Origin of the sequence: Chondromyces apiculatus DSM 436 (assembly GCF_000601485.1) — a bacterium.
Taxonomy (GTDB): domain Bacteria; phylum Myxococcota_A; class Polyangia; order Polyangiales; family Polyangiaceae; genus Chondromyces; species Chondromyces apiculatus.
In genome coordinates this window covers 1-19,469 of the sequence record NZ_ASRX01000041.1, presented here as the reverse complement: position 1 = coordinate 19,469, position 19,469 = coordinate 1, and the positions used below count along the sequence as shown (strand labels likewise).

Below are 19,469 nucleotides of genomic sequence, written 5' to 3'. Positions count from 1 at the left end.
GCTCTTCCGCTCAGAGGCCGCCGACGTCCAGCGTGTCTCGGGTGGCCAGGCGGTGAGATTCTTCCGCCCACTCATTCTGGAAGCGGACGGAGCCAGAGAGGAAGCCACTCGCATTCAAGATGTTCTCCATCTTGTTCTTGCTGAGAGGCTTCACATTCCAGACCAGGCCCTGGTACTGGAACTGGCTGACCGACGTCAGCTCGATGAGGTTGCCGTCATCCCCGAGCAGCAGGTCACCGGCCATCAAGGTGTGCGCTTTGACGACGTCACCGAGCCAGTTGACCATCGGGTGCTCCGCGGTGACCTCGAGGTGGCGCCCATCCAGCGCCTCCAGCAGCAAGATGCTCTCCCTCGTCTCGCCTGCCACGAACGAGCGGATCGGCTGCTCCTGGAAGAACAGCGCTTCCTTCGTGGAGTCCTGCGTCAGCGCAGACACCGTGCTCGCCCCTTGCGAATACGCCGCCTCAATGCCGACCAGGCTGCCCTCGAACGCAACCTCCTGGGTGGGGGTATAACAACCCGCCATGCACGTCCCGAGGATGACCAGGTTCTGCACGCACGCTGCGGACTCCTGCACGGGAGCTTTCTGCGTGCACGTGGACCCTGGTGGCACGTTCGGATACGTGTTGCAGGCGTTCTGGAAGACCCGGTACTCCCCTTCCGAGTTGTAGAACGTCTCTGCAGCCTGCGAGAGATACCCACACTTCCTCGCCCAGGCATTGCGGCCGATGGCATTGGGTGTGTTCAAGGCATCGTCCAGGGTGCACCGCGCTTCGAGCTGGGCGTAGCTCGACGTCGCCATCGTGGAGATCGCTCCAGCGACCGTTAAAAAGACTACTGCACGTCTCGTCTTCACCATCGTTCCCTCCTCGGCCATGGCCGTTCAGCTCGCTCAGCGACTGTCGTTGCAAGAGGCCCTGCATGCCCTCGGAGGCACACACGGCCTCGTGTTCTCCTCTGCGCGTGTGCGCAGGAACCCTCGACGTGCGGCACCCCCTGCACGTCAAAGATGTTGGTCAGGATACGTGGGCGTCCAGACCCCTCGCAAGTTTCATCGACAGCCCCGCCAGCCATCGCTCTACCGCCCCAGGCCTCACACCGTGGCATCCAACAGCGCAGCCTTAGCGCAGCCTTCAGGCCATCCGTGTCCAGGTCCAGGACATCCATGTCCAGGTCACACCGACCGTCGCTTACATCTCGGGACCTTCTCCACCCGGTCCCTCACCGGCGGTGAATGCGAGAGAGGTCTCTTCACCTCGTCTGGATTTTTTGCGAGGGCTGACCCCACTCACTGGAAGGCTACACTCAATCAGACCAATGCCCTCTGCGAAGGTCTCTCTAGGGCTCCTGGTCGTCCGCACCGCCGACATCACTCGGGCCCTTTCGTTCTACCGCGCCCTGGGCCTCACCTTCGTCGAGGAGCAGCACGGCCGCGGCCCGGTGCACTTCTCCTGCGACCTCGGCGGCCTACTCTTCGAGATCTACCCAGGCACGCCTGGCACGCCTGGCACGCCTGGTACGCCTGCCGCGGCGCCAGAGCGCACCCAGGCAGGAGCCACCATGCTCGGGTTCCGCGTCACCTCGATCGCGCACACCCTGTCACTGCTCGCGCAGTGGGCGACGCCCGTCCTCTCCGGTCCCACCCAGGACAACTGGGGCCACCGCGTCGTGGTCGCGGACCCGGACGGGCGCGCCATCGAACTGCGCGAGATCCCTCTGACCGCCCGCGGTGACGCTCCCGCTCTGTGAGGCTGACAGCGCGTTCGAGCAGGTCGCTGCCCTCTCCTGTCAGACCGCAGTCCCGCCGACCTCCCCGCCGAGCCCTCCCCTCTCCCTGCCCCTCTCCGCGCGTGCCGCCCACCCTCCCTCCCCTCGCCCCCTGGTCGCCGTGGCCCGCCCTTCCCCCGGCCACCCACACGCACGACGCGCCCTCCCTGGCTCCGCCCTGCGGGATGTCCGGGAGCCCCCAGCGGCCCCGGCGACGATGGTTCGAGTGCGGCACGTCTTGCTGCGCTCCGAGATCAATACGTAAATGGTTGAGCCATGGTCGGACTGCTCCCTGAGAAAGGCACGATCAGCGTTCGAATGAAAGCGGACTCGATGCACGCTTTCCGCTTTGCGTCGTGCCTCGCGTTCGGCATCTGAAGCTCGATCGAATGAACCCTTCCACTCGTGTGGAAAGCAACGTGAGCCACCCCGGAACCTGAACGACGACTCCCTTTACGGCACTGCGCAGCCTGGGCAGCCGACGATTGGAGGGCGATTTGGGCGGCTTCGCGATTAAAGGGAGAAGAACCCTCGGCCTCAGATGAGCCAGATGAGTGCGGAAGTAGATCAAGGCCAGCATCGAAGATGCTGGTACTCTTCTCGGCCGCCGTGCCCTTCTTGTCCTTCGCAGTGGAAGGAGGTGCCTTCACAGAAGGTGATTTCGCCTGCTTGGCATTCCTGCGTGAATCCGCTGCCCGGTTTCTCGGCGAAACTACAGCCTCAGGTGCTGCTGGCGACGCTGGCGAGGGTTCCTCTCCCTGAGGGCTTGGAGCCGGCACAAGCCCGGGATTCCTGAACGCTGACGGAGCGCTTGGAGCCTCCTGGGTCGATACAGCCGCTGCAGGTTCCCGGATCGACCCGGGCCCCTGCTCATTCATCTTCACAGCAGCATAGAGCAGTCCCAAGCAGAGGACCGGGAAGCTCGATGCAGCCAGGATCTGCAGCATGTGCCGCGCGCTCGAACGAGCTACCTTTGGCGTGACGACGCCTCGTTTCATCGGACCCTGGGTGACGCGTGAGTACCTCTCCGCATCCCCGGACCATTGCGACACATCGACGTCGACGGACTCCTGCTTGTCGATTTCGCCCTCGATCCGGGCCATCCAGTCAGCGGGGGGATAAATCTGCTCTGCACACGTAGCGAGACGATTCACGATCTGCAGGTGCTTCTCGTGAGCCGCTCTGCAGGACACGCAGGACCTGCAGTGTTCGAGGAGAGGCTGGTCGGCCTCCAGCAGCAGGATGCCTTCCCTGTCGAAGCGGTCGCAGCGCTCCTCTTCGCTGCTCATCGCAGCACCCCTTTGCCTTCGAGGCACTTCCTCAGCACAGGCATGGAACGGGCGACCCGCATCTTCAGCGTCTCCGGGCGCTCCCTGCAGATCCGGCCCATCTCCTCGTACGAGAAACCTTCCTGAAAGCGGAGTACCACGGCCACGCGGACGTGGTACTTCAGCTCGCCGAGGCACTCCGTGAGGCTCGTGGAGGCGAACGCGGCGTGGATGCGTTCCTCGGTGGAAGGACTCTCGTCGGCCTTGTCGGGGAGCTGGCCCGGCATCGAGAACCGTTTCTCGTAACGACGAGCCACCTTGAGCGCATCCATGCAGCGGTTGTGCGCGATGGCGTAAAGCCAGGGCCGAAACGAGTCACCGGAGAAGGACCCGAGACCCTCATAAACCTGCAACAGCACCGACTGATGCACGTCGTCCGTCATGGTCCGACTGCCCAGGATGCTGTAGCAGTAACGATACAGCGAGACGCCGTAGCCCTCCATGAGCGTGCGCAGCGCGCTTCTTCGCTCCCCTCGCATCAATGCGCCCAGCGCCTCTGCATCGATGGCGTGGGGAGCCACGCTTGACGTGCCTTCTCTGCGGTCCTCCTGGGCTAACGTCCGCTGCGAAGCTTCCATCCGCTCTCCAGGAGCGACGCTACCGCCCCGAGGTAACAAGAAATCTGAACACGCCTCCTGAAGCCATCCTAATTCCTGAGGATTTATGTCCACACCAGGGTGAGGACCGCCGTGCTCAGACAGACGGCGCAGGGCTCGCACGTACCCGGTAGCCCCGCCCGTCGCCCGCCCTCCCGCTGGCTCACCCACACCCACGCCTCGCCCTCTCTGGCTCCGCCCTGCGGGATATCCGAGGGCCTGGTTTCTTTCCGGAGTGTCGCAGCACCTGACGGCGCGGCTCCCAGAGAACCGAAACGCACGGCATCGCGTATAGGGTCAGGCGACCAGAGCAACCCCGGCGGTCACGCTCGACACAATGCATGTCTACTGGTCCATGTCGCGCTCCGGCAGGGAGTGCCACAAGGATTTCTATGCATTCAGTAGATACGCAACACCTTCGCTTTCGCGTAAATCTCCATCCGAGAGGCCTTGAACAGGCCGCCGTTTGCTGTGACCGTTGCGTAGATCTGGTTGCCTGAGCCGTTGAAATGGAAGGAGTATCCGCTGAGCCGCTGGTACTCCAGTTCGAGCTTCGCTGTTGCGGTGGTGTCGCCGTCGCTGATCGCGAGGGACAAGGCACCATTGAACTTTGAACCAAACTGGGACTCGTAGACGGTGACGGGACCGTTCATCGAGCTGACCGAAGCGCTGCCGCGGCCGTTCTTGTTCTCGATCACTTCATACGCTGTCCCGATGATGATCCAACCTGGATTGGGATTGTTCCAGAAGCATGATTTCGTGACACCGCTGTTGAACGTGCCAGCGCCCTGATGTGCGCTGACCTGGCATGCAGTGACCCACATCGTGGCGCCTACCGTCGATGCATTAGGCACGCCTGCCTCGGTCAAGTACGCTCTGGCTGCCGCGTTGAGATGCGATGCCGTGGTATCCGTAGGAGGAGGAGGAGGCGGCGGCGGCGGCGGCGGCGGCGTAGACGGAAGTGGAGCACATAGCTGCTGTGCTACGTCACCAGCAGCGACCTCATAGGTGTGATCTTCTTCTCCGGGGCAGGGGTGGATACCCTGCTGGTCTTCAGCGATTGCCTCTTCATCCTCCGTCGGGTCACCATCGGCGTCCGGGTCATCGGGAGCCATCTCCATCATGCAGGCTGACGTGCCAAGAAGGAGGACCGTGATGAAAACCAACCCGGTACTCTGCGCAAGCGTTCGGATCATGATGAGCACTCCCGTGTGGATGGTCTGACGAGCCAGGCAGAGAACGACGCTCTCGCGAGCTTTCAACTCAGCGGATATGGGTTCCCTTGCGATAGCGCCACTTGAAGCGCTCGCTGCCATGGAACGTAACAGGGGGGTCGTCACCCTGATGAAATGGTCAACGATTCCTGCTCGTTGCGTCGCTGCCCCAGAATCTTTGTTACGTCAGGGCCCCAGCGTCGCTCATGGACGGCAGTGCCCTTGCGAGCCTGAGGAACCGAGGAGACGGATCACTGGCCAAGCAGCGCCTGCTCCACCCTCAGCGCCTCCTCGAACGCCTTCTTCAGCGCCTCGAAGTCGTCTTGCTTCAGCGTGTGGCTGCTCTGGATGAACCCTTTGAACCAGTTCTTCTTCGCCCCGGGCCGTAGCGGCTCCAGCACGGCCCGCGTATTCACGCCCTTGTTCAGCGTTCCGAGCAGTTCGAACCTGGTTCGTCAAGGGAACACCCCGCCGTTCTCGGCGGCTGGCCAGAGGAGGGCGTCGTCGCGGTATGGCTCGTCGACGAACATGCCCATGGCGGCGAGACCGTGGCCCTCGGTCACATGGAAGAAGAACACATCGCCGATGTGGTAGGCGTCGACCTGGCGCTCGTGTTGCCGTCCCCAGACCATGTTCTTCAGACAGATCTGGTAGTTGTGCGGGTCGGTCACCAGGATCAGCGGACGCTTTGCCTCGCCGTCGCGGGGGGCGCGGAGCGCAAGGTTCTCGGCGGTGTGCAACGGCTTGAGGGGGCTCTTCCGGGTCGCCTGCGCCAGGGCCTCGCGGCGGGTGGCCTGCGTCTCGCGGTAGTGCGCTTCGAACTCGGGCGTCAGGGAGTCAGTGGATGCATTCTTGAACAGCCGCTCGAAGAGATGTGCGGCTTTCTTGATCTCCGAGTTTGAGGAGGGCCCCTCCAGACGCACGCTGACCTCGATGTTGGTGGTCAGGCCGCCGCGGGTGAAGTTCGACGAGCTCACGTAGACGACGCACCGGTCGGCTTTGTCGAGAATGTAGAGCTTGGGATGGAACGTCCTCGTGTCTGGCGAGACGAACACCTTGCATTCAGCGCCGGGCAGCTCCTCCAGGCGTCGTAGCAGGGAGAGGTCCGTGAGGGTGAAGTTGACGCCGGCGAGAAACCGCAGCTTGCCCCCTTGGCGGGCCCAGTCTTCCAGGTCCACCACCTGGAGGGCGCTCTCCTTGGCGAAGGCCACGGCCATGGAGAGCTTGTGGGCGTCCGCGAGGTCGGCCTGGAGGCGGGCCCCCATCCCCTCACCGTGACCAAAGACCTCGACTGCGAGTGCTGACATCAGCTCGGAACCCCTGCTGCCAGAGCTGGTAGCTTGTCTCACGCCTCATCCGGACCTTCAACGCAACCATCACCGCAACCTGCGGTGCCGCTCTCGGCCTCTCCTCGCGCTGGCGCTGGCACTCTCCCCCCTGCCGCGCGTCGTCGCTCAGCGCGTGGCTGCGGCTCTCCTGTGGGCGAGCTTGGTGCCGACGTTCAAGATGGCCTGGATCACGGGCACCAGCTCGCGGCCAAGCTCGGTGAGCGCGTACTCGACGGAGGGGGGCGACGTCGAGATCACGCTTCGCGTCACCACGCCTGTCTCTTCGAGGGCGCGTAGCCGGGCGCTGAGGACCTTGGCGGAGATGCGCGGGATGTCGTCGCGCAGCTCGCTGAACCGACGTGGGTCACCGCTCAGGCGCCACACGATGTTGGGCGTCCAGGCACCGCCGAGCAGCTTCATACACTCGGCCATCGGGCAGATCGGGGTGAGGGGCGGGACTTTGTTCTTTCGTCGGGGGAGCGGCATCAGGTTACCAAACGGTAAGTGCAATCGAAGGTTACCATCAGTAACCAGGTGGTGCTCGGTAACGTGCCGGTGGTAGGGGATCCGCATGATCATCAACCTGCTGCGGTTCCGGTTCCGGGATGAGGTCAGTGAGGCGGAGCGCGCCGATGCGCTGGCCGCCATCTCGCGCACCGCGTCGCTCGACGCCGTGGCGTTTTCCGTGATCGGTCGGGATCTCGGCGATCCTGCGGCCGGCTTCACGCACGCCTACCTCGTGGCCATCCCGGGCCTGGAGGCACTCGAACGCTATTTCGATGCGCCCGTCCATCGGGCAGGCGACTTTCAGTTCATCCCGCTCGTCGCCAAGCTCTCCCGCTCCGGCTTCACCAGCGACGACGATCCAGACCTCGGCGAGAAGATCATGGCCCTGTGGAGGCGCAAGATGTCCGCCGATCCCGGGTGGCTGGCGCTGTTCGACCTGGTCCCGGAGCTTTCGCTGACAGGCTGAAACCTGCCCATTGACAGGCTCATGAATCCAGGAGCTGGCCTTGGGCGCCCCTGGCCGTGGGGTGCTCGAAGCGCTGGGCGGGCTTCTCGATGTCCGGGGTGGAGGTAGGGGCCTCCAGGCGCATGGCTGACGCGGGCGCCGGGGGCGAACGCCGCCATGGAGTGGCTGACGCAGTGCTGCAAGCCGTTGGCTCGGAGCGTCACCCGGAGGTCCTTCGGCTTTGGTCTCGACTTTGGCCTCGCGATTGTCGACAACGTGGTACCGAGCCGCAACACTGCCACACTCCAACCCAGAGGAGAGAGCACCGATCATGACGGAACCTGACATCTATCTGCTGGGGCGCAGTGCGCGGGAGGAGGAGCGCCTCCGCAAGCAGGTCGACGAGCTGGCGGGGGAGGCCCGGTGGTTGCTCGACCAGTGCCAGATCCAGCCGGGTGCGCGGGCGCTCGAAGTTGGTTGCGGGCCGCAGGGGGTGCTTGAGCTGCTCTCCGAGCGCGTGGGGACGTCAGGGAGCGTGGTCGGGCTGGACAGCAACGAGAGCTTCGTCGCTTCGGCGCGGGCGCATGTGGCAGAGCGACGGCTCACCAATGTCGCGGTCGAGCATGGGGATGCCAGGGCCACCCATCTGCCCAGAGCGTCGTTCGACGTGGTGTTCTGTCGGCTGGTGCTCGTGAATGTCCCCAGGCCCGAACAGATCGTCGCGGAGCTGGTCTCGTTGCTGCGGCCAGGGGGGGTCCTTGCCAGCCATGAGGCGGACTACCTCTCGCACGGGTGCGACCCGCCTTCACCGGCCTGGGATCGTCTCTTCGCGATCTTCCAGGCGTACAACCGCGCGAAGCGCATCGACATGTTCGTCGGGAGGAGGACCCAGCGGATGCTGCGGGATGCCGGGCTCGTGGACCTGCACGTGAATCCGGTGATCCATGTCTACCCGCATGGCCACCACCGCCGGAGCATCTTCCTCGATTTCATCGAGAATATCCGCGGCGCGCTCGTCGCGGAGGGCCTTGCCAAGGAAGAAGAGCTGAACGAGCTCACGCAGGACCTGAGGCGCCACCTCGACGACCCCGATACCCTGGTGGTCTCGCACCTCTTCTTTCAGGTCTGGGGCCGCAAACCGGCGTAGCAGGACGCGAGCATGGGTAGACGTGGTTCGCGACCGGGAGACGCCGGCAGGCGCGCGCGTTCACGGCGGGGAGCGGAGCGGCTGGGGGATCGGTGGGGCTACTTGTCGAGCCGGCCGAGCAACCAGTGGCCGGGGGATTCGGGCGTCTCGTCGAAGTAGTACCCGCGGATGGTCTCGACCAGGTCGCTGGCGGTGATGAGGCCGTCGCCGTCCTTGTCGATGCGGTGGAACCCATCGCGCGCGTCTTGCTCGGGCACGTTCATCAACGTCCCCATCCAGCGGGTCTCGTCGGAGACGGTGAGCTTCCCGTCGCCATCCACGTCGGCGATGTCGATGACCGCGTTGATATAGGGCACATACGACGCGCTGAACGATTCGGGGGTTTCGAGCATGCCTGCCGCGAACGCCGCCTTGTACTCGGCGAGGGAGATGCGATCGTCCGCGTCGCTGTCGGCGACCTTCTTCAGGTGCTCCCACAGGCCCAGGCTGATCGCGACGAGCCTTTGCCGGGCGGGGGATTCGGGCCCGTGGCCGAACTCCTCGCACATGCGGATGGCTGACAGCTCGAAGTCACGCCGCTGCAGGAAGCCATTGCCATCGTGGTCGTGAGCGCGAAAGCGCCGGGCGAGTTTGCGTTCGAGGAAATCGTTCATGGGTTTCACATTGTGGGCAGTAACACGTCGACGCGCGAAGTGTCAATTGCATGGAGGAATCATGCGACGGTCGGTCATGTCGAGAATGTAGAGCCTGGGATGGGCCTCTCGTCGCGCTGGCCCCCCCCGTGGCTGCACGTCGTCGCTCAGCGCGCGGCTGCGGCGCTCCTGTCCGCGAGCTTCTTGCCGACGTGCAGGATCCCGGAGCTTTCGCTGACAGGTTGAAGCCTGCCAATCGCCAGGCTCATGGGTCCAGGAGATGGCCGTCGGCGCCCCTGGCCGTGAGGCGCTCGAAGAGCAGGGCGGGCGTCTGGGTGTCCGGACTCCACGTGGGGCCTCCATACGCCATCGTGCCTGATGGGTATTGTTCCAGCAGGTCGGTGGGGTGAGGTCCCATCTCTCCTACATGGGGCGACCTGTGAGGCTTCTGCATCCACATGGCGCCCTCAGCAGCCCTGCAACCTTGCTCCCCTCCTCATCTTCCCGGCGGCGAGGGCCCGTCGCTCGACCACCGACGCCCCCTCGCCCTCATCGACACCACCCCGCCCCTATCCCGCAACACCCCCGCCCCTATTTCAAGACACCCCGCCCCTATCCCGCAACACCCCCGCCCCTATCCCGCAACACCCCCGCCCCTATCTCAAGACACCCTCGCCCCTATCCCGCGACACCCTTTCCCCTCATCGCCGCCTCTCTCCATTCCACCCAAAGGCGATTCCACCCCGACGCAATCGCCGTTCCAGCAATCTCGCCCACAAGCGTCTAATTTTAGACACTCCTCACCTGAGCAGGGTTTCGACGTGGTCATGTCTCGGCAGCGCGTAGATCCAGGACAGCGCAATCGCCGTTCCAGGTTTTGAGCCCCCAAAGCGTCTAATTTTCGACAGCACACATCCAATCACATGGCTGGCTTCTCTTCCTTCTCATCTCCCCTGCAGCGCGCGCTCTCCGCGTGCGCGGCTACCGGCTCACGAAACCAACGCATGCGCCGTGCCTAGATTATTTTTGCTTTCTGCATTCTCCCCTATTTACAGAACGTCAATGGCAGAGCAGATTGCGCGGCGGTTGGATGACCCGGACATGGTCGTCCGAGGGCAACCAATCCCCTTTTGATAGGAGGAATGAACGTGGCAGGACCTACTCAACCCGATCCGGGTGAGAAGCACATCGATGCGAGCGGCGTGGACATGAAGTACGTGGACGACGCCGACTTGCAGAAGATGATCAAGCTTCGCGCTCATCATGACAGGGCCATGAACAACATCATGGTCCTCACGGCGGCCCAGATCGCTCAGGCTGGGCTCAACGAGGGCGACGTCGCCCACCTCAGGACGCAGATCACCGAGTACCGTGAGGTGATGATGTTCCTCGTCGCGTCGCGGCAGTTGACCGAGAATCTGCAGCAGACGGTCCACGTCCTCGGTCACGAGATCGCGGCGCACATCGGGGAGATCACCGCGCAGGCGCGGCGGCGCGCGAAGGTGTCGCCGGACCGCGGGGAGATCCTCAATGCGCTGAATCAGGTGATCGACTATCAGCTCGCGCCGTCGAAGAAGGCGAACCTGACCAAGCTCCGCGCGAAGCGGGAGGCGGAGAGCGGCTCCGGAGCGCCGGCGCCTGCGCAGGACAAGCCGGGGACGTCGAAGATGGCTGCTGCGAAGACGTCAGGGCCGAACGGCATGACCAGGGCAGCCGTCGCCGAGGAGGAAGCTCCCCTCTCCGCAGCAGGATGACCGGCGACGCTCGCTGAGGCCCGCCACCGCGACGGGTCCTCGCAATCGCGCGGGCCATTGCATCCGCGCGGGATACGACATTCGCGGCCGAGAGCCGTCTGACGACGGAATGAGCCGTCCCCGAGAGGGATGGATGGACCACCGGCGGCGCCCACGAGGCGTGCGCCGGTGCTGTCATTTCAGCGCGCCCGCGTTAGCGCGTCAGCGTCAGCGCGTCAGCGTCAGCGTCAGCGCGTCAGCGTCAGCGTCTCACGCCGCTTCACGCGTCACGAGCGGCATGGCGCCGATCTCCAGGAGCGCCTCGCGCACGAGGCGATCTGCCTCGGCTGCGGGGCCGTCGTGCAGGATCGTCCGATCGGGGCGCACCACGACGCACCAGGCGGGCCGCAACCTTCCAGGCATCAGCCGCTCGTCGAGCGCCTGAGCAGCGATTGCGCGATCGCCCAGGTGCGCACCGGCGGAGAGGGCGACGATCGATCCGCCCGCCGCGGCCCATGCCCGCGCCGTCACTGCGTCGAGAGATGCGCTCGGATCGGCGCCGAGGCCCACGAGCGCGAAGCCCGGACCAAGCACGTCGTCGCTTCGCTCCACCGCGCCCTCCGCGCCCTCCGCGCCCTCCGCGCGGCGTACGGGCCCCTGGGGGAACCAGGCTCCCCGCGTGAATGCTCCTTTGCCCTCGACGAAGAGTCCCTCTGGGTAGACGTTTTGCGGCTTGATGCGGAGGTCCTCGGTGAGCGCGCGGAGCCCGGGGATGAGGCGGAGCAGCTTCATCGCGCCGTGGAGGAGCACGGCCCGCGCCCGCGTCGGCGGCATCACGAGCTGGCCCATCCAGCGTGCGAGCGCGATCATCTTCGCCGCGTGGGGGCGGCGCTCCTCGTCGTAGCTGTCGAGGATGGCCTGGGAGGCGCGCTCCTTCAGCACCCAGGCGAGCTTCCAGGAGAGGTTGACCGCGTCGCGCAGGCCCGCCACGAGCCCTTGGCCGACGAAGGGGGGGGTGACGTGGGCGGCGTCGCCCGCGAGGAACACGCGCCCGACGCGGTAGCGATCGCAGGAGCGAGCCGCGAACCGGTAGATGGCCTTGCGCTCGATGGTGACGTCGGCCGAGGAGGTCCACGGCGCGATCAGGGCGCGCACGGTCTCGTCGGACTCCATCGACTCCTTCGACTCGCCGGGCTTCAGCATGAACTCCCAGCGCGTGCGGCCGCCGGGCGCGGGCATGTGCGGCGTCGGCCGTTGCGGGTCGCAGAGGAACTCGATGTGGTCGATCGACTTCGCCACGCCGATCGCGTCCACGATGAGCCATTCCTCGACGTAGCTCGTGCCCTCTGGGTTCTGCCCGATCAGGGCGCGCACCTTCGAGCGCGCGCCATCGGCTCCGACCAGGTAGCGGGCGCGGATGGTCGCGCACCGTTCGGAGCCGACCGCGCGTACCGTCGCGCGCACCGACCCGCTGTCATCCGCGAGGTCGACGAACTCGACTGACGTGTGGACGGTCACGTCCGGGCTCCTGGCGACCGCGGCGCGCAGCGCCCGCTCGAGATCGGGCTGGTAGAAGGTGACGAGCCTGGGGTGACCGTCGAGGTCTCCCGAGGTGTCGAGGGTCGCGAATTCGCCGACGTGGGGGCAGTGCATCCGTACGCAGGGGATGGTCAGCTTCTCGAAGGCGTCGTCGGGGAGGCCGACCATCTGCAGGATGCGGAGCGCCTCGTTGTCGAGCGCGATGGCGCGGGGCGCCATGAAGATCTCCTCCTCGCGTTCGACGACGACCGTCCGGACACCGTAGCGACCGAGGAGCGTCGCGATGGCGGCGCCGACCGGGCCGAAGCCGACGATCAGCACGTCACAGGTCTGGTCCACCAGCTCCGTTGCGTCCGACATCTCAGCGCTCCGCCACGATGCGGTTGCGCTGCACCCCGAGGTCGAGCCGGCCATCGCGCGAGCGGATGCTCGCCTCGACGACGTCGCCGGGGCGGAGGTACTGGGTGCGCTTTGCCTGCGCGGCGAGGAAGATCTCCCACTTCTTCCTTTCGGGCAGGAGCGCAGCGAGGCGCTGCTTGATCGGAGACGGTACCGAGAGCGCGCAGCCTGCCGGCGTGCCGGTGGAGAGCAGATCGCCCGCCTCGAAATCATGCACACGCGAGAGCTCGCGGAGCGTCTCGGCCGGACCGTACACGAGGTTCGCGGTCGAGTCGCTCTGCCGCACCTCCCCGTTCACCGTGAGCCGCAGGTCGAGCCGACGAAGCAGGCCCGCGCTCTCGGCGTCGAGCAACGCGAGACGCGGGCCCACGGGGCCGAAGGTCCGGAACGACTTGCCCTTGTAGAACTGCATCTCGGGGATCTGCACGTCGCGCGCGGAGTAGTCGTTCACGATCACGGCGCCGGCGATGACCTCGTGCAGGTTCGCGTCGGTGACGTCGCAGGCTCCGCGGATGTCGCGCCGCAGCACGAGCCCGAGCTCGATCTCGTAGTCGAGGAAGCGCACGCGCTGCGGACGAACGACGTCCGCGTCCGCGGGGACGATGCAGCTCGATGCCTTCGTGAAGATCATGTTGTAGGTCTTCACGTCGGGGTCGACGCCGGACTCGATCATGTGCTGGCGGTAGTTCGCGCCCTGGCACACGAACTGCTGGTTGCGCGTGATCGGGGAGAGCAGGGAGACGGCGGAGAGGTCGACCGTCGCGCCGCGGAGGGCGTCGAGCGCGGCGAGCGAGGTGCCGCGGATCAGGTCTCCGGTGCTGGCGAAGTCGCCGGGGATGGGGGTGATGGCGGGCTCGCGCAGGACGCCCCAGTGGGTCCCGCCTTCGTGCTGGTAACGGACGATGTAGACGATCATGGGCGTTTCCTCTCCTGTGGTTCGACAGGCTCAGCCGAAGAGCCGAGCGAGGGTCGCGAGCTTGCCGAGACTGAGGTCGTCGCTCCGCGACACGTTTCGCGCGATCGCGAGGAGCGAGGACGGTGAGAGCCGGGGCTTGGTGAACGAGCGCGGCATCGGCGGGCCCCACTGCGCCATCCCCTCACGACTGACCGCGTGCACACCCAGCGGCTGGTCGGCGGTGAAGAGATCACCGTCGCAGTAATGCTCGTGGCGCGCGCCCCAGGGGTCCTCCCAGTAGTCGAAGATCTGGCTGCCGAGGAGGTGCCGGCCGATCCCCCACGCGTGCGCCCAGGCCTTCTCGCGGAGGACGCGGTGGCCCATGCCTACCGCGTCGGCGTCGAGGACCTCGAACGCAGCGTGACCGAAGGCGGGCATCACGCCCTGGGCCATCGCGAGCGTGTGGTGATCGGTCGGCGTCGCGCCTCGATCGAGCCGCAGGAACGTCACCGCGGGCGAGCCGTCCTCGAAGACCTGCACGTCGCTCGGCACGAGGCCGAGGTGCCGCGTGTACCAGGCGCACGTCGCCTGGTACTCGGAGACCTCGATGACGTGGTGCCCGAGGCGCAGGAGCGCAGCGGGCTCGATCGGGAGGCGCTGCGTGGCGTTGACCCGCCGCCGCGCGTTGCCGACGTTGCCGAGGTCCATGGGCGCGCGCTGTGACAACCGCGCCGGCTCGTCCTGCTCGGCGACCACCTCGACGATGAAGCCCGAAGGATCACGCAGACGGACCATCGCTCCGCGCCCTGGATGCTCGCTCGACGTCACCGGCCCCGCCCCGTCGATCTGCGCGAGGCGCTCCAGGTCGGAGCGAGCGTCCACGAGGTAACCCGCGCCCACGAACCGGGCCCGCGGGCCGCGCTCGACACGGTACGCGTAGTGCGACGGCGCCGCCCCCCGTAGATACAGCGTGTGCTCGGTCCGATGCGCGACCACGAGCCCGAAATCGAGGAGGAACGCCGCGGCCCGGTCGAGGTCGGGCCGCTCGAAGACGAGGTGAGCGAGCGCCGATGCCCGCACCGTCGGCTCCGGGTGACGCGCGGGTTGGGGCGTGCGCAGCGCTATAGTCATGATGGTCCAATATTGAACACTAATGTTCAATTCGTCAAGGAGGGCTCGACCATGCCCCGGATGCACGGCACCCTCGCGGCCATGTCGAGCGCCGAGAAGCGCATCCAGGACGCCGCGATGCGTCTCTTTGCCGAGCGCGGTGTCACCCAGGTGACGGTGAGTGAGCTTGCCGAGGCCGCTGGGGTGGCGCGTGGGACCATTTACAACCGGAAGAGCGACGTCGGGACCCTGTTCGAGCAGCTCGCGACGCGGCTCACCGAAGAGATGACGACGCGGATCGATGCGACGATGGCCGGTATCGACGACCCTGCACGTCGCATCGCGACCGGCATCCGCCTCTTCGTCCGGCGCGCCCACGAGGAGCCGCCGTGGGGGCGTTTCGTCGCACGGTTCGGGGCGACGGCGCCGACCATGCGTGCGTTGCTCGCGGCAGGCCCCTCGCGGGACCTCGAGCAGGGTGTGCGAGGGCGCCGTCTGGTGCTGCGACGCGAGCAGATCGCGGCGGCGCTCGCGATGATGTCCGCGAGCGTGCTCGGGGCGATCGTCTCGGTCGTCGATGGCCATCAGACCTGGCGCGAGGCGGGCTCCACGACGGCGGAGCTTTTCCTCCGGGCGCTTGGGGTGCCCTTGGACGAAGCGCGCGCGCTGAGCAAGGAGGAGCTCCCTCCGCTCGAGGCTGAAACGCAGTGAGTCCAGCAAGCTTCGGTGTGGTTAAGACTCTCTTAAGGATCGCCCGCTACCTATGTCGTCAGGAGGCGACGGTCCATGTGCACGGCTGGCTCGCCGCCTCTGCTTGCTCTGGCGTTCATCTGGCTCGGAGAGGGAGGCACCATGCGACACGGGGACGATCACCATCACGGGCTCGCGGGCGACCTGAAGACCATGGCGAAGCTGGCTGGCCGGCGGAGGATCCTGGGGTTCTTCGCGGGGGCGACGCTGCTGTCGGTGCTGGGGTGTGAGGGCGAGGCGGACGGGACCGGGGGTGAGGGCGGCTCGGGCGCGGGTGGCTCGACGAGCAGCGGCACGAGCAACGGGGAGTGCTCGGGCATTCCGGAGGAGACGGCGGGGCCGTATCCGGGGGATGGGACGAACGGGGCGAATGCGCTGGTGCTGGATGGGATTGTGCGGAGTGATATCCGGTCGAGCATCGGGGGGCTGAGCGGGACGGCCGAGGGCATTCCGCTGACAGTGACGCTGACGGTGGTGGACGACGGCGACGGTTGCGCGTCGCTGGCAGGTTACGCGGTGTACCTGTGGCACTGCGATCGGGACGGGAACTACTCGATGTACACCGTGACGGACCAGAATTACCTGCGCGGCGTGCAGGAGACGGACGAGGAGGGGAAGGTGACGTTCACGACCATCTTCCCGGCCTGCTATGCGGGGCGCATGCCGCACATTCACTTCGAGGTGTACGAGAGCCTGGAGGCAGCGACGAGCGGGCACAATGCCATCGCCACGTCGCAGCTCGCGCTGCCGACGGAGGTGTGCGGCGAGGTCTACGAGACCGACGGGTACGCACAGAGCGTGCAGAACCTCGGGCAGATCAGCTTCGCGTCGGACAACGTCTTCAGCGACGGGGTCGACCTGCAGCTCGCGGAGGTGACCGGCGCGGTGGAGGACGGGTACGTGGCCACGTTGACCGTGGCGGTGTGACGCGAGGAAGGGCGCCGCGCCTCGGCAGGAGGCACCCTCCAGGCGACACGGCCCAGGCGATACGGCCAGGCAATACGGCCAGGCGGTACGGCCAGGCGATACGGCCAGAGAAATCCTCGGAATCATGGCGGATGTGGCGCTTCTGCGCGGCGGCGTGGGGGTTGCTCCGTGACGCAGGGCGGAGCGGCGCAGGGGCGTGGGGCACGCGGTGTGGTGGTATGCTCTTCCAGACCGACGTAGGACGGTGGTGGGGCCAGCGCCGCCGGTGGTCACAGCGGGACGGGAGGCGCTGCCGGCAGCGGAGGCCAGGGAGGCAGCTCATCGCCCGCCACGGTCTGCCTACCTCAAGGCAGCGCCGGCCCTCCAGCGCCCCTCGGTACGCCCTGCCCCGATGCGGATCCATGCAACGGTGACGAGACCTGCAACGGCTCCGGCCAGTGCGTCGGGGCGTCTCCGCCGTCCTTCGACGATGCCGATCCATGCACGTTCGACGCTTGCGAGCCTGGGGTCGGCATCACCCACCGGGCCTGCGCTCCCCTCGATCGCACGACAGCCACGCTCCCGGCGCAAGGTCTGGCCTTCCTGCTCGAAGGCCCGCATCCATCCAGACCGGCGCCGATCCTGCAATCCTGGTCCCGCAGCGCGCAGGGGAATCCATCACCTACCTGAAAGAGCGCGCGCGTAGCCTGCTGGATGACAGCCAGGAGCATGAGGGACATTCGCTGAACCCTGAGCACCTCCCAGCCTTCGAGATACGGCCCAGGGTGAGGGGAGCGGCTCACGCACCGACAAACGCATCGTGATCCTCGACGAGCATGGGAGGACCATGGGACGCACCTATCACGAGGCCTTCCTGCGCGCCCTGACGCTCCGGCGGGACCGCGCTATCGACTGGACGGGATATCCCTTCTCCATCCCCGCGATTCGCTCCCTCGACCGGGAGGAGCCGCTGCCGCTCCATCCGAGGGTCACCTTCTTCATCGGTGAGAATGGGGCCGGCAAGTCGACGGTCATCGAGACCATCGCCATCCTCGCCGGATTCAATGCGGAGGGGGGTAGCCGCAACGTCAACTTCGCGACCCACCGGTCCGAGTCGAACCTGCACCAGCACACGAGGTTGGTCCGGGGCGCGCGGCGGGAACGGACAGGGTATTTCCTGCGCGCCGAGAGCTTCTTCAACGTCGCCACGGAGGTCGAGCGCCTCGGCGTGGGCAGCGCGTACGGGGGCTCATCCCTGCACGAGCAGTCCCATGGAGAGGCCTTCATCGGCCTCCTCCAGCATCGCTTCGGCCCTGACGGGCTCTACGTGCTCGACGAGCCGGAGGCGGCGCTCTCGCCTTCCCGACAGCTCGTCCTTCTCGCCAGGATGCATGACCTCGTTGCGCGCGGGCGCTCCCAGTTCGTCATCGCCACCCACTCACCGCGAGCAGTTCCTGGAGAAGATCTGTGACTGAGCCTCGTGTCGAGCTGGACGTTACGGGGACGCGCAACAGAAGGTGGAGGGTCGAAGGGGCTCGCCTCCGTTGGTGATCTGTCCTCCCTGCGGCGTGCAGGAGCCGGGCAGGTTCACGGTGAAGCTCGCCTCCACACTGCCGATCTGAGAAGACGCAGAAGCTGGTATCCGACAGAGTTCCACACCAAGCGTCACCGTCTGGAGGTTCACAAGCTCCGTGCAAACGGGGTCCTCGTAGGTGCGCACTTCTGCCCGACATGCGCTCCCCTCAGGCGACCGGCAGGAGCATGGCGAGCAGGAGATGGTGTTGCTGAGCCCATCTTGAAACACGAGCCGCTGCGCGTAGCCTCCGGGGCAGGAGACGTCCGCGTCGCGGTGATAGATGCACTGCCGGGCACCCGGCATGGTGTCCCCGGCGGGTGGGGCGCAGAGCATGCCGATGTCCTCGCAGGCCTCCAGCGTCTCGCTGGTGGCGCAGGCCTTGGCCTTGGTCATCCATGCGACGTCGTCCGAAGGGGGCTCCGCCAGGATCGGTTTGCAACCCGTCACCCCGGTTCCCTCGGCGAGGATGGACTGGGGCGAGGAGAGCGGTGAAATGGACCTGCAGGAGCCGTCCCAGCCTGTGGGCAGATTCACCGTCTGCAGCGGCGCCCCGCAGCTCGCGTCGGTCGCGCTGACAGCGAGTTCACCGGGGAGCGTGCACGATGGGAGTTCGCAGGCACAGCGTCCGCAAGGGTTCACCCAGTTTGGATTGGCATATCCTTCGTACACGGTCGCCGGCGCCTGGGCGGGGCATTCCGGCTCCTCGTCTGGCGACCCGAACCAGAGCAGAACCGGGCCTTCCCAGCCGAGGGCGGGTAGAGGAACGCACTCTCCCACAGCACAGGGGCCGCAGGGATCCTCACATTCGTAGCAGGGATTCTTGCAGGTGTAGAAGTCAATGCGCCCGGTCGTGCAGGATGGCAAAAGGACAGCCAAGGCAAGGCAAAACAATGTGAGAAGTAGCAATGCACGACGCAGGCTCTCGCCCGCTGTACGCCGCAAATGACTCATGGTGCCGCTCCTCGCGCAGCCTGTCCCCGTATTGCGCGTAGGTCGCTCCTACCATGCCGAGCCTCAGCTCACAGGTGATTTCGGTGGGTCACTGCATGCTCTTCAGCATTGCGGCGACACCAGCACGATTGCCACTCTTCATGAGGTTTCTGGCAGGACACCGCCAGAAGCATGCGGCCTTCGCGCACACGCCTCCGCCGTCGTGGGTTTGCGTGTGTCGACTGACCTGCTCGAGATCGAGGTCGCGTGTGTCCAGGAGATCAGTTCGAAGTTGCTTGCAGGCTCTGGCAGCAGAATGTGCTGGTAAGCGCGGGCGCTGCCTGGCCGACGAGCGCCCCACCGCCCGCGATGCATGCGCCGGGCTCACCAGAATTGATGTGGGCTCGGATGCTTGAATAGCGCTCCGGGATGCCGCTGCTCGTGCAGCCTGTTCCCTCGAATGGCACTATCGACCCTCCCTGGCCGACCACGCAGAAGCTGTCGCGGTAGAGGCCGATGAAGATGCTGCAACCGCTCTCCTCGGGGAGCGCGCAAGTGCAGGCGGTGCAGGAGAGTTCGTCGTCGACCGCGCCCTGGAAGGCGTGCAGGTCCGGAAAGTCATCGGGACATGCTGAATGTTCTCCGTCGCGCCAGACGCAGTGCTGGA

At 66.1% G+C, this 19,469-nt stretch carries 19 protein-coding genes and 1 pseudogene; 7 read left to right on the top strand and 13 right to left on the bottom strand.

The window, feature by feature from the left end; translation table 11 throughout:
- Window positions 1–10 precede the first annotated feature (10 nt).
- Window positions 11–859, bottom strand: a complete 849-nt coding sequence (locus CAP_RS24475) for a hypothetical protein (protein WP_231511668.1) — start codon at window positions 857–859, stop codon at window positions 11–13.
- Between the two features lie 458 nt (window positions 860–1,317).
- Here CAP_RS24475 and CAP_RS24470 point away from each other — a divergent pair, with 458 nt between their 5' ends.
- On the top strand, window positions 1,318–1,749 hold the full coding sequence (locus CAP_RS24470; protein WP_044245170.1) for a VOC family protein: 432 nt from the start codon (window positions 1,318–1,320) through the stop codon (window positions 1,747–1,749).
- Between the two features lie 272 nt (window positions 1,750–2,021).
- On the opposite strand, the gene CAP_RS52535 is transcribed toward CAP_RS24470, so the two are convergent.
- From CAP_RS52535 to CAP_RS24450, 6 genes are all read right to left on the bottom strand, one after another.
- A complete protein-coding gene (locus CAP_RS52535; protein WP_197041332.1) occupies window positions 2,022–3,056 on the bottom strand; it encodes a hypothetical protein in 1,035 nt (344 codons plus the stop codon).
- Window positions 3,053–3,673: an RNA polymerase sigma factor gene (locus tag CAP_RS45450; protein WP_081865218.1), complete on the bottom strand. Its 621-nt coding sequence runs from the start codon at window positions 3,671–3,673 to the stop codon at window positions 3,053–3,055. The genes CAP_RS52535 and CAP_RS45450 overlap by 4 nt, the downstream gene beginning before the upstream one ends.
- Before the next feature lie 416 nt (window positions 3,674–4,089).
- Window positions 4,090–4,887, bottom strand: coding sequence for a hypothetical protein (locus CAP_RS50870; protein WP_197041331.1), 798 nt, complete (start codon window positions 4,885–4,887; stop codon window positions 4,090–4,092).
- Window positions 4,888–5,156: 269 nt separating this feature from the next.
- On the bottom strand, window positions 5,157–5,321 hold the full coding sequence (locus CAP_RS50865; protein WP_156041107.1) for a hypothetical protein: 165 nt from the start codon (window positions 5,319–5,321) through the stop codon (window positions 5,157–5,159).
- A 39-nt stretch (window positions 5,322–5,360) separates the two neighbouring features.
- Window positions 5,361–6,212, bottom strand: coding sequence for a phospholipase D-like domain-containing protein (locus CAP_RS24455; protein ID WP_081865217.1), 852 nt, complete (start codon window positions 6,210–6,212; stop codon window positions 5,361–5,363).
- 147 nt (window positions 6,213–6,359) lie between these two features.
- On the bottom strand, window positions 6,360–6,665 hold the full coding sequence (locus tag CAP_RS24450) for a winged helix-turn-helix transcriptional regulator (protein WP_231511667.1): 306 nt from the start codon (window positions 6,663–6,665) through the stop codon (window positions 6,360–6,362).
- A gap of 139 nt (window positions 6,666–6,804) precedes the next feature.
- Here CAP_RS24450 and CAP_RS24445 point away from each other — a divergent pair, with 139 nt between their 5' ends.
- Window positions 6,805–7,206, top strand: coding sequence for an antibiotic biosynthesis monooxygenase family protein (locus tag CAP_RS24445; protein WP_044245160.1), 402 nt, complete (start codon window positions 6,805–6,807; stop codon window positions 7,204–7,206).
- 310 nt (window positions 7,207–7,516) lie between these two features.
- Complete coding sequence (locus tag CAP_RS24440) at window positions 7,517–8,332, top strand: methyltransferase domain-containing protein (protein ID WP_044245158.1); 816 nt, start codon at window positions 7,517–7,519, stop codon at window positions 8,330–8,332.
- A gap of 98 nt (window positions 8,333–8,430) precedes the next feature.
- On the opposite strand, the gene CAP_RS24435 is transcribed toward CAP_RS24440, so the two are convergent.
- Window positions 8,431–8,985 carry an EF-hand domain-containing protein gene (locus CAP_RS24435; protein ID WP_044245157.1) on the bottom strand — a complete coding sequence of 185 codons (555 nt, stop codon included), beginning with the start codon at window positions 8,983–8,985 and terminating at the stop codon, window positions 8,431–8,433.
- 1,127 nt (window positions 8,986–10,112) lie between these two features.
- On the opposite strand from CAP_RS24435, the gene CAP_RS24430 reads away from it, so the two are divergent.
- On the top strand, window positions 10,113–10,718 hold the full coding sequence (locus CAP_RS24430; protein ID WP_156041106.1) for a hypothetical protein: 606 nt from the start codon (window positions 10,113–10,115) through the stop codon (window positions 10,716–10,718).
- 249 nt (window positions 10,719–10,967) lie between these two features.
- Here CAP_RS24430 and CAP_RS24425 read toward each other — a convergent pair whose 3' ends face one another.
- Genes CAP_RS24425 through CAP_RS24415 form a run of 3 tightly spaced genes read right to left on the bottom strand, consistent with a single transcriptional unit; the run spans window position 10,968 to window position 14,526 of the window.
- Entirely contained in the window at window positions 10,968–12,596 is a 1,629-nt protein-coding gene (locus CAP_RS24425) for a bifunctional 3-(3-hydroxy-phenyl)propionate/3-hydroxycinnamic acid hydroxylase (RefSeq protein ID WP_044245152.1), read from the bottom strand.
- 1 nt (window position 12,597) lies between these two features.
- Window positions 12,598–13,551: a fumarylacetoacetate hydrolase family protein gene (locus CAP_RS24420; protein ID WP_044245151.1), complete on the bottom strand. Its 954-nt coding sequence runs from the start codon at window positions 13,549–13,551 to the stop codon at window positions 12,598–12,600.
- 30 nt (window positions 13,552–13,581) lie between these two features.
- The gene (locus CAP_RS24415) at window positions 13,582–14,526 is read right to left on the bottom strand and encodes a VOC family protein (protein ID WP_197041330.1); all 945 of its coding nucleotides are present in this window, start codon (window positions 14,524–14,526) and stop codon (window positions 13,582–13,584) included.
- On the opposite strand from CAP_RS24415, the gene CAP_RS24410 reads away from it, so the two are divergent.
- From CAP_RS24410 to CAP_RS24400, 3 genes are all read left to right on the top strand, one after another.
- Entirely contained in the window at window positions 14,515–15,351 is an 837-nt protein-coding gene (locus tag CAP_RS24410; protein WP_197041329.1) for a TetR/AcrR family transcriptional regulator, read from the top strand. The two genes, CAP_RS24415 and CAP_RS24410, sit on opposite strands and share 12 nt — an antisense overlap.
- A 141-nt stretch (window positions 15,352–15,492) precedes the next feature.
- Entirely contained in the window at window positions 15,493–16,317 is an 825-nt protein-coding gene (locus CAP_RS24405) for an intradiol ring-cleavage dioxygenase (protein ID WP_044245237.1), read from the top strand.
- A gap of 826 nt (window positions 16,318–17,143) precedes the next feature.
- Window positions 17,144–17,767, top strand: coding sequence for an AAA family ATPase (locus CAP_RS24400; protein WP_081865226.1), 624 nt, complete (start codon window positions 17,144–17,146; stop codon window positions 17,765–17,767).
- A gap of 24 nt (window positions 17,768–17,791) precedes the next feature.
- On the opposite strand, the gene CAP_RS24395 is transcribed toward CAP_RS24400, so the two are convergent.
- On the bottom strand, window positions 17,792–18,406 hold the full coding sequence (locus CAP_RS24395) for a hypothetical protein (RefSeq protein ID WP_197041328.1): 615 nt from the start codon (window positions 18,404–18,406) through the stop codon (window positions 17,792–17,794).
- 677 nt (window positions 18,407–19,083) lie between these two features.
- Window positions 19,084–19,469: pseudogene (locus CAP_RS52530) on the bottom strand (hypothetical protein); the annotation flags it as partial.

Coding starts and splice junctions, on each gene's coding strand:
- CAP_RS24470 (WP_044245170.1), top strand. CDS start 1,318: ATGCCCTCTGCGAAGGTCTCTCTAGGGCTCCTGGTCGTCCGCACCGCC.
- CAP_RS50870 (WP_197041331.1), bottom strand. CDS start 4,887: ATGATCCGAACGCTTGCGCAGAGTACCGGGTTGGTTTTCATCACGGTC.
- CAP_RS24475 (WP_231511668.1), bottom strand. CDS start 859: ATGGTGAAGACGAGACGTGCAGTAGTCTTTTTAACGGTCGCTGGAGCG.
- CAP_RS24455 (WP_081865217.1), bottom strand. CDS start 6,212: ATGTCAGCACTCGCAGTCGAGGTCTTTGGTCACGGTGAGGGGATGGGG.
- CAP_RS24400 (WP_081865226.1), top strand. CDS start 17,144: ATGGGACGCACCTATCACGAGGCCTTCCTGCGCGCCCTGACGCTCCGG.
- CAP_RS24450 (WP_231511667.1), bottom strand. CDS start 6,665: ATGGCCGAGTGTATGAAGCTGCTCGGCGGTGCCTGGACGCCCAACATC.
- CAP_RS52535 (WP_197041332.1), bottom strand. CDS start 3,056: ATGAGCAGCGAAGAGGAGCGCTGCGACCGCTTCGACAGGGAAGGCATC.
- CAP_RS24445 (WP_044245160.1), top strand. CDS start 6,805: ATGATCATCAACCTGCTGCGGTTCCGGTTCCGGGATGAGGTCAGTGAG.
- CAP_RS24435 (WP_044245157.1), bottom strand. CDS start 8,985: ATGAACGATTTCCTCGAACGCAAACTCGCCCGGCGCTTTCGCGCTCAC.
- CAP_RS24410 (WP_197041329.1), top strand. CDS start 14,515: ATGCGCGACCACGAGCCCGAAATCGAGGAGGAACGCCGCGGCCCGGTC.
- CAP_RS24440 (WP_044245158.1), top strand. CDS start 7,517: ATGACGGAACCTGACATCTATCTGCTGGGGCGCAGTGCGCGGGAGGAG.
- CAP_RS45450 (WP_081865218.1), bottom strand. CDS start 3,673: ATGGAAGCTTCGCAGCGGACGTTAGCCCAGGAGGACCGCAGAGAAGGC.
- CAP_RS24405 (WP_044245237.1), top strand. CDS start 15,493: ATGCGACACGGGGACGATCACCATCACGGGCTCGCGGGCGACCTGAAG.
- CAP_RS24425 (WP_044245152.1), bottom strand. CDS start 12,596: ATGTCGGACGCAACGGAGCTGGTGGACCAGACCTGTGACGTGCTGATC.
- CAP_RS24420 (WP_044245151.1), bottom strand. CDS start 13,551: ATGATCGTCTACATCGTCCGTTACCAGCACGAAGGCGGGACCCACTGG.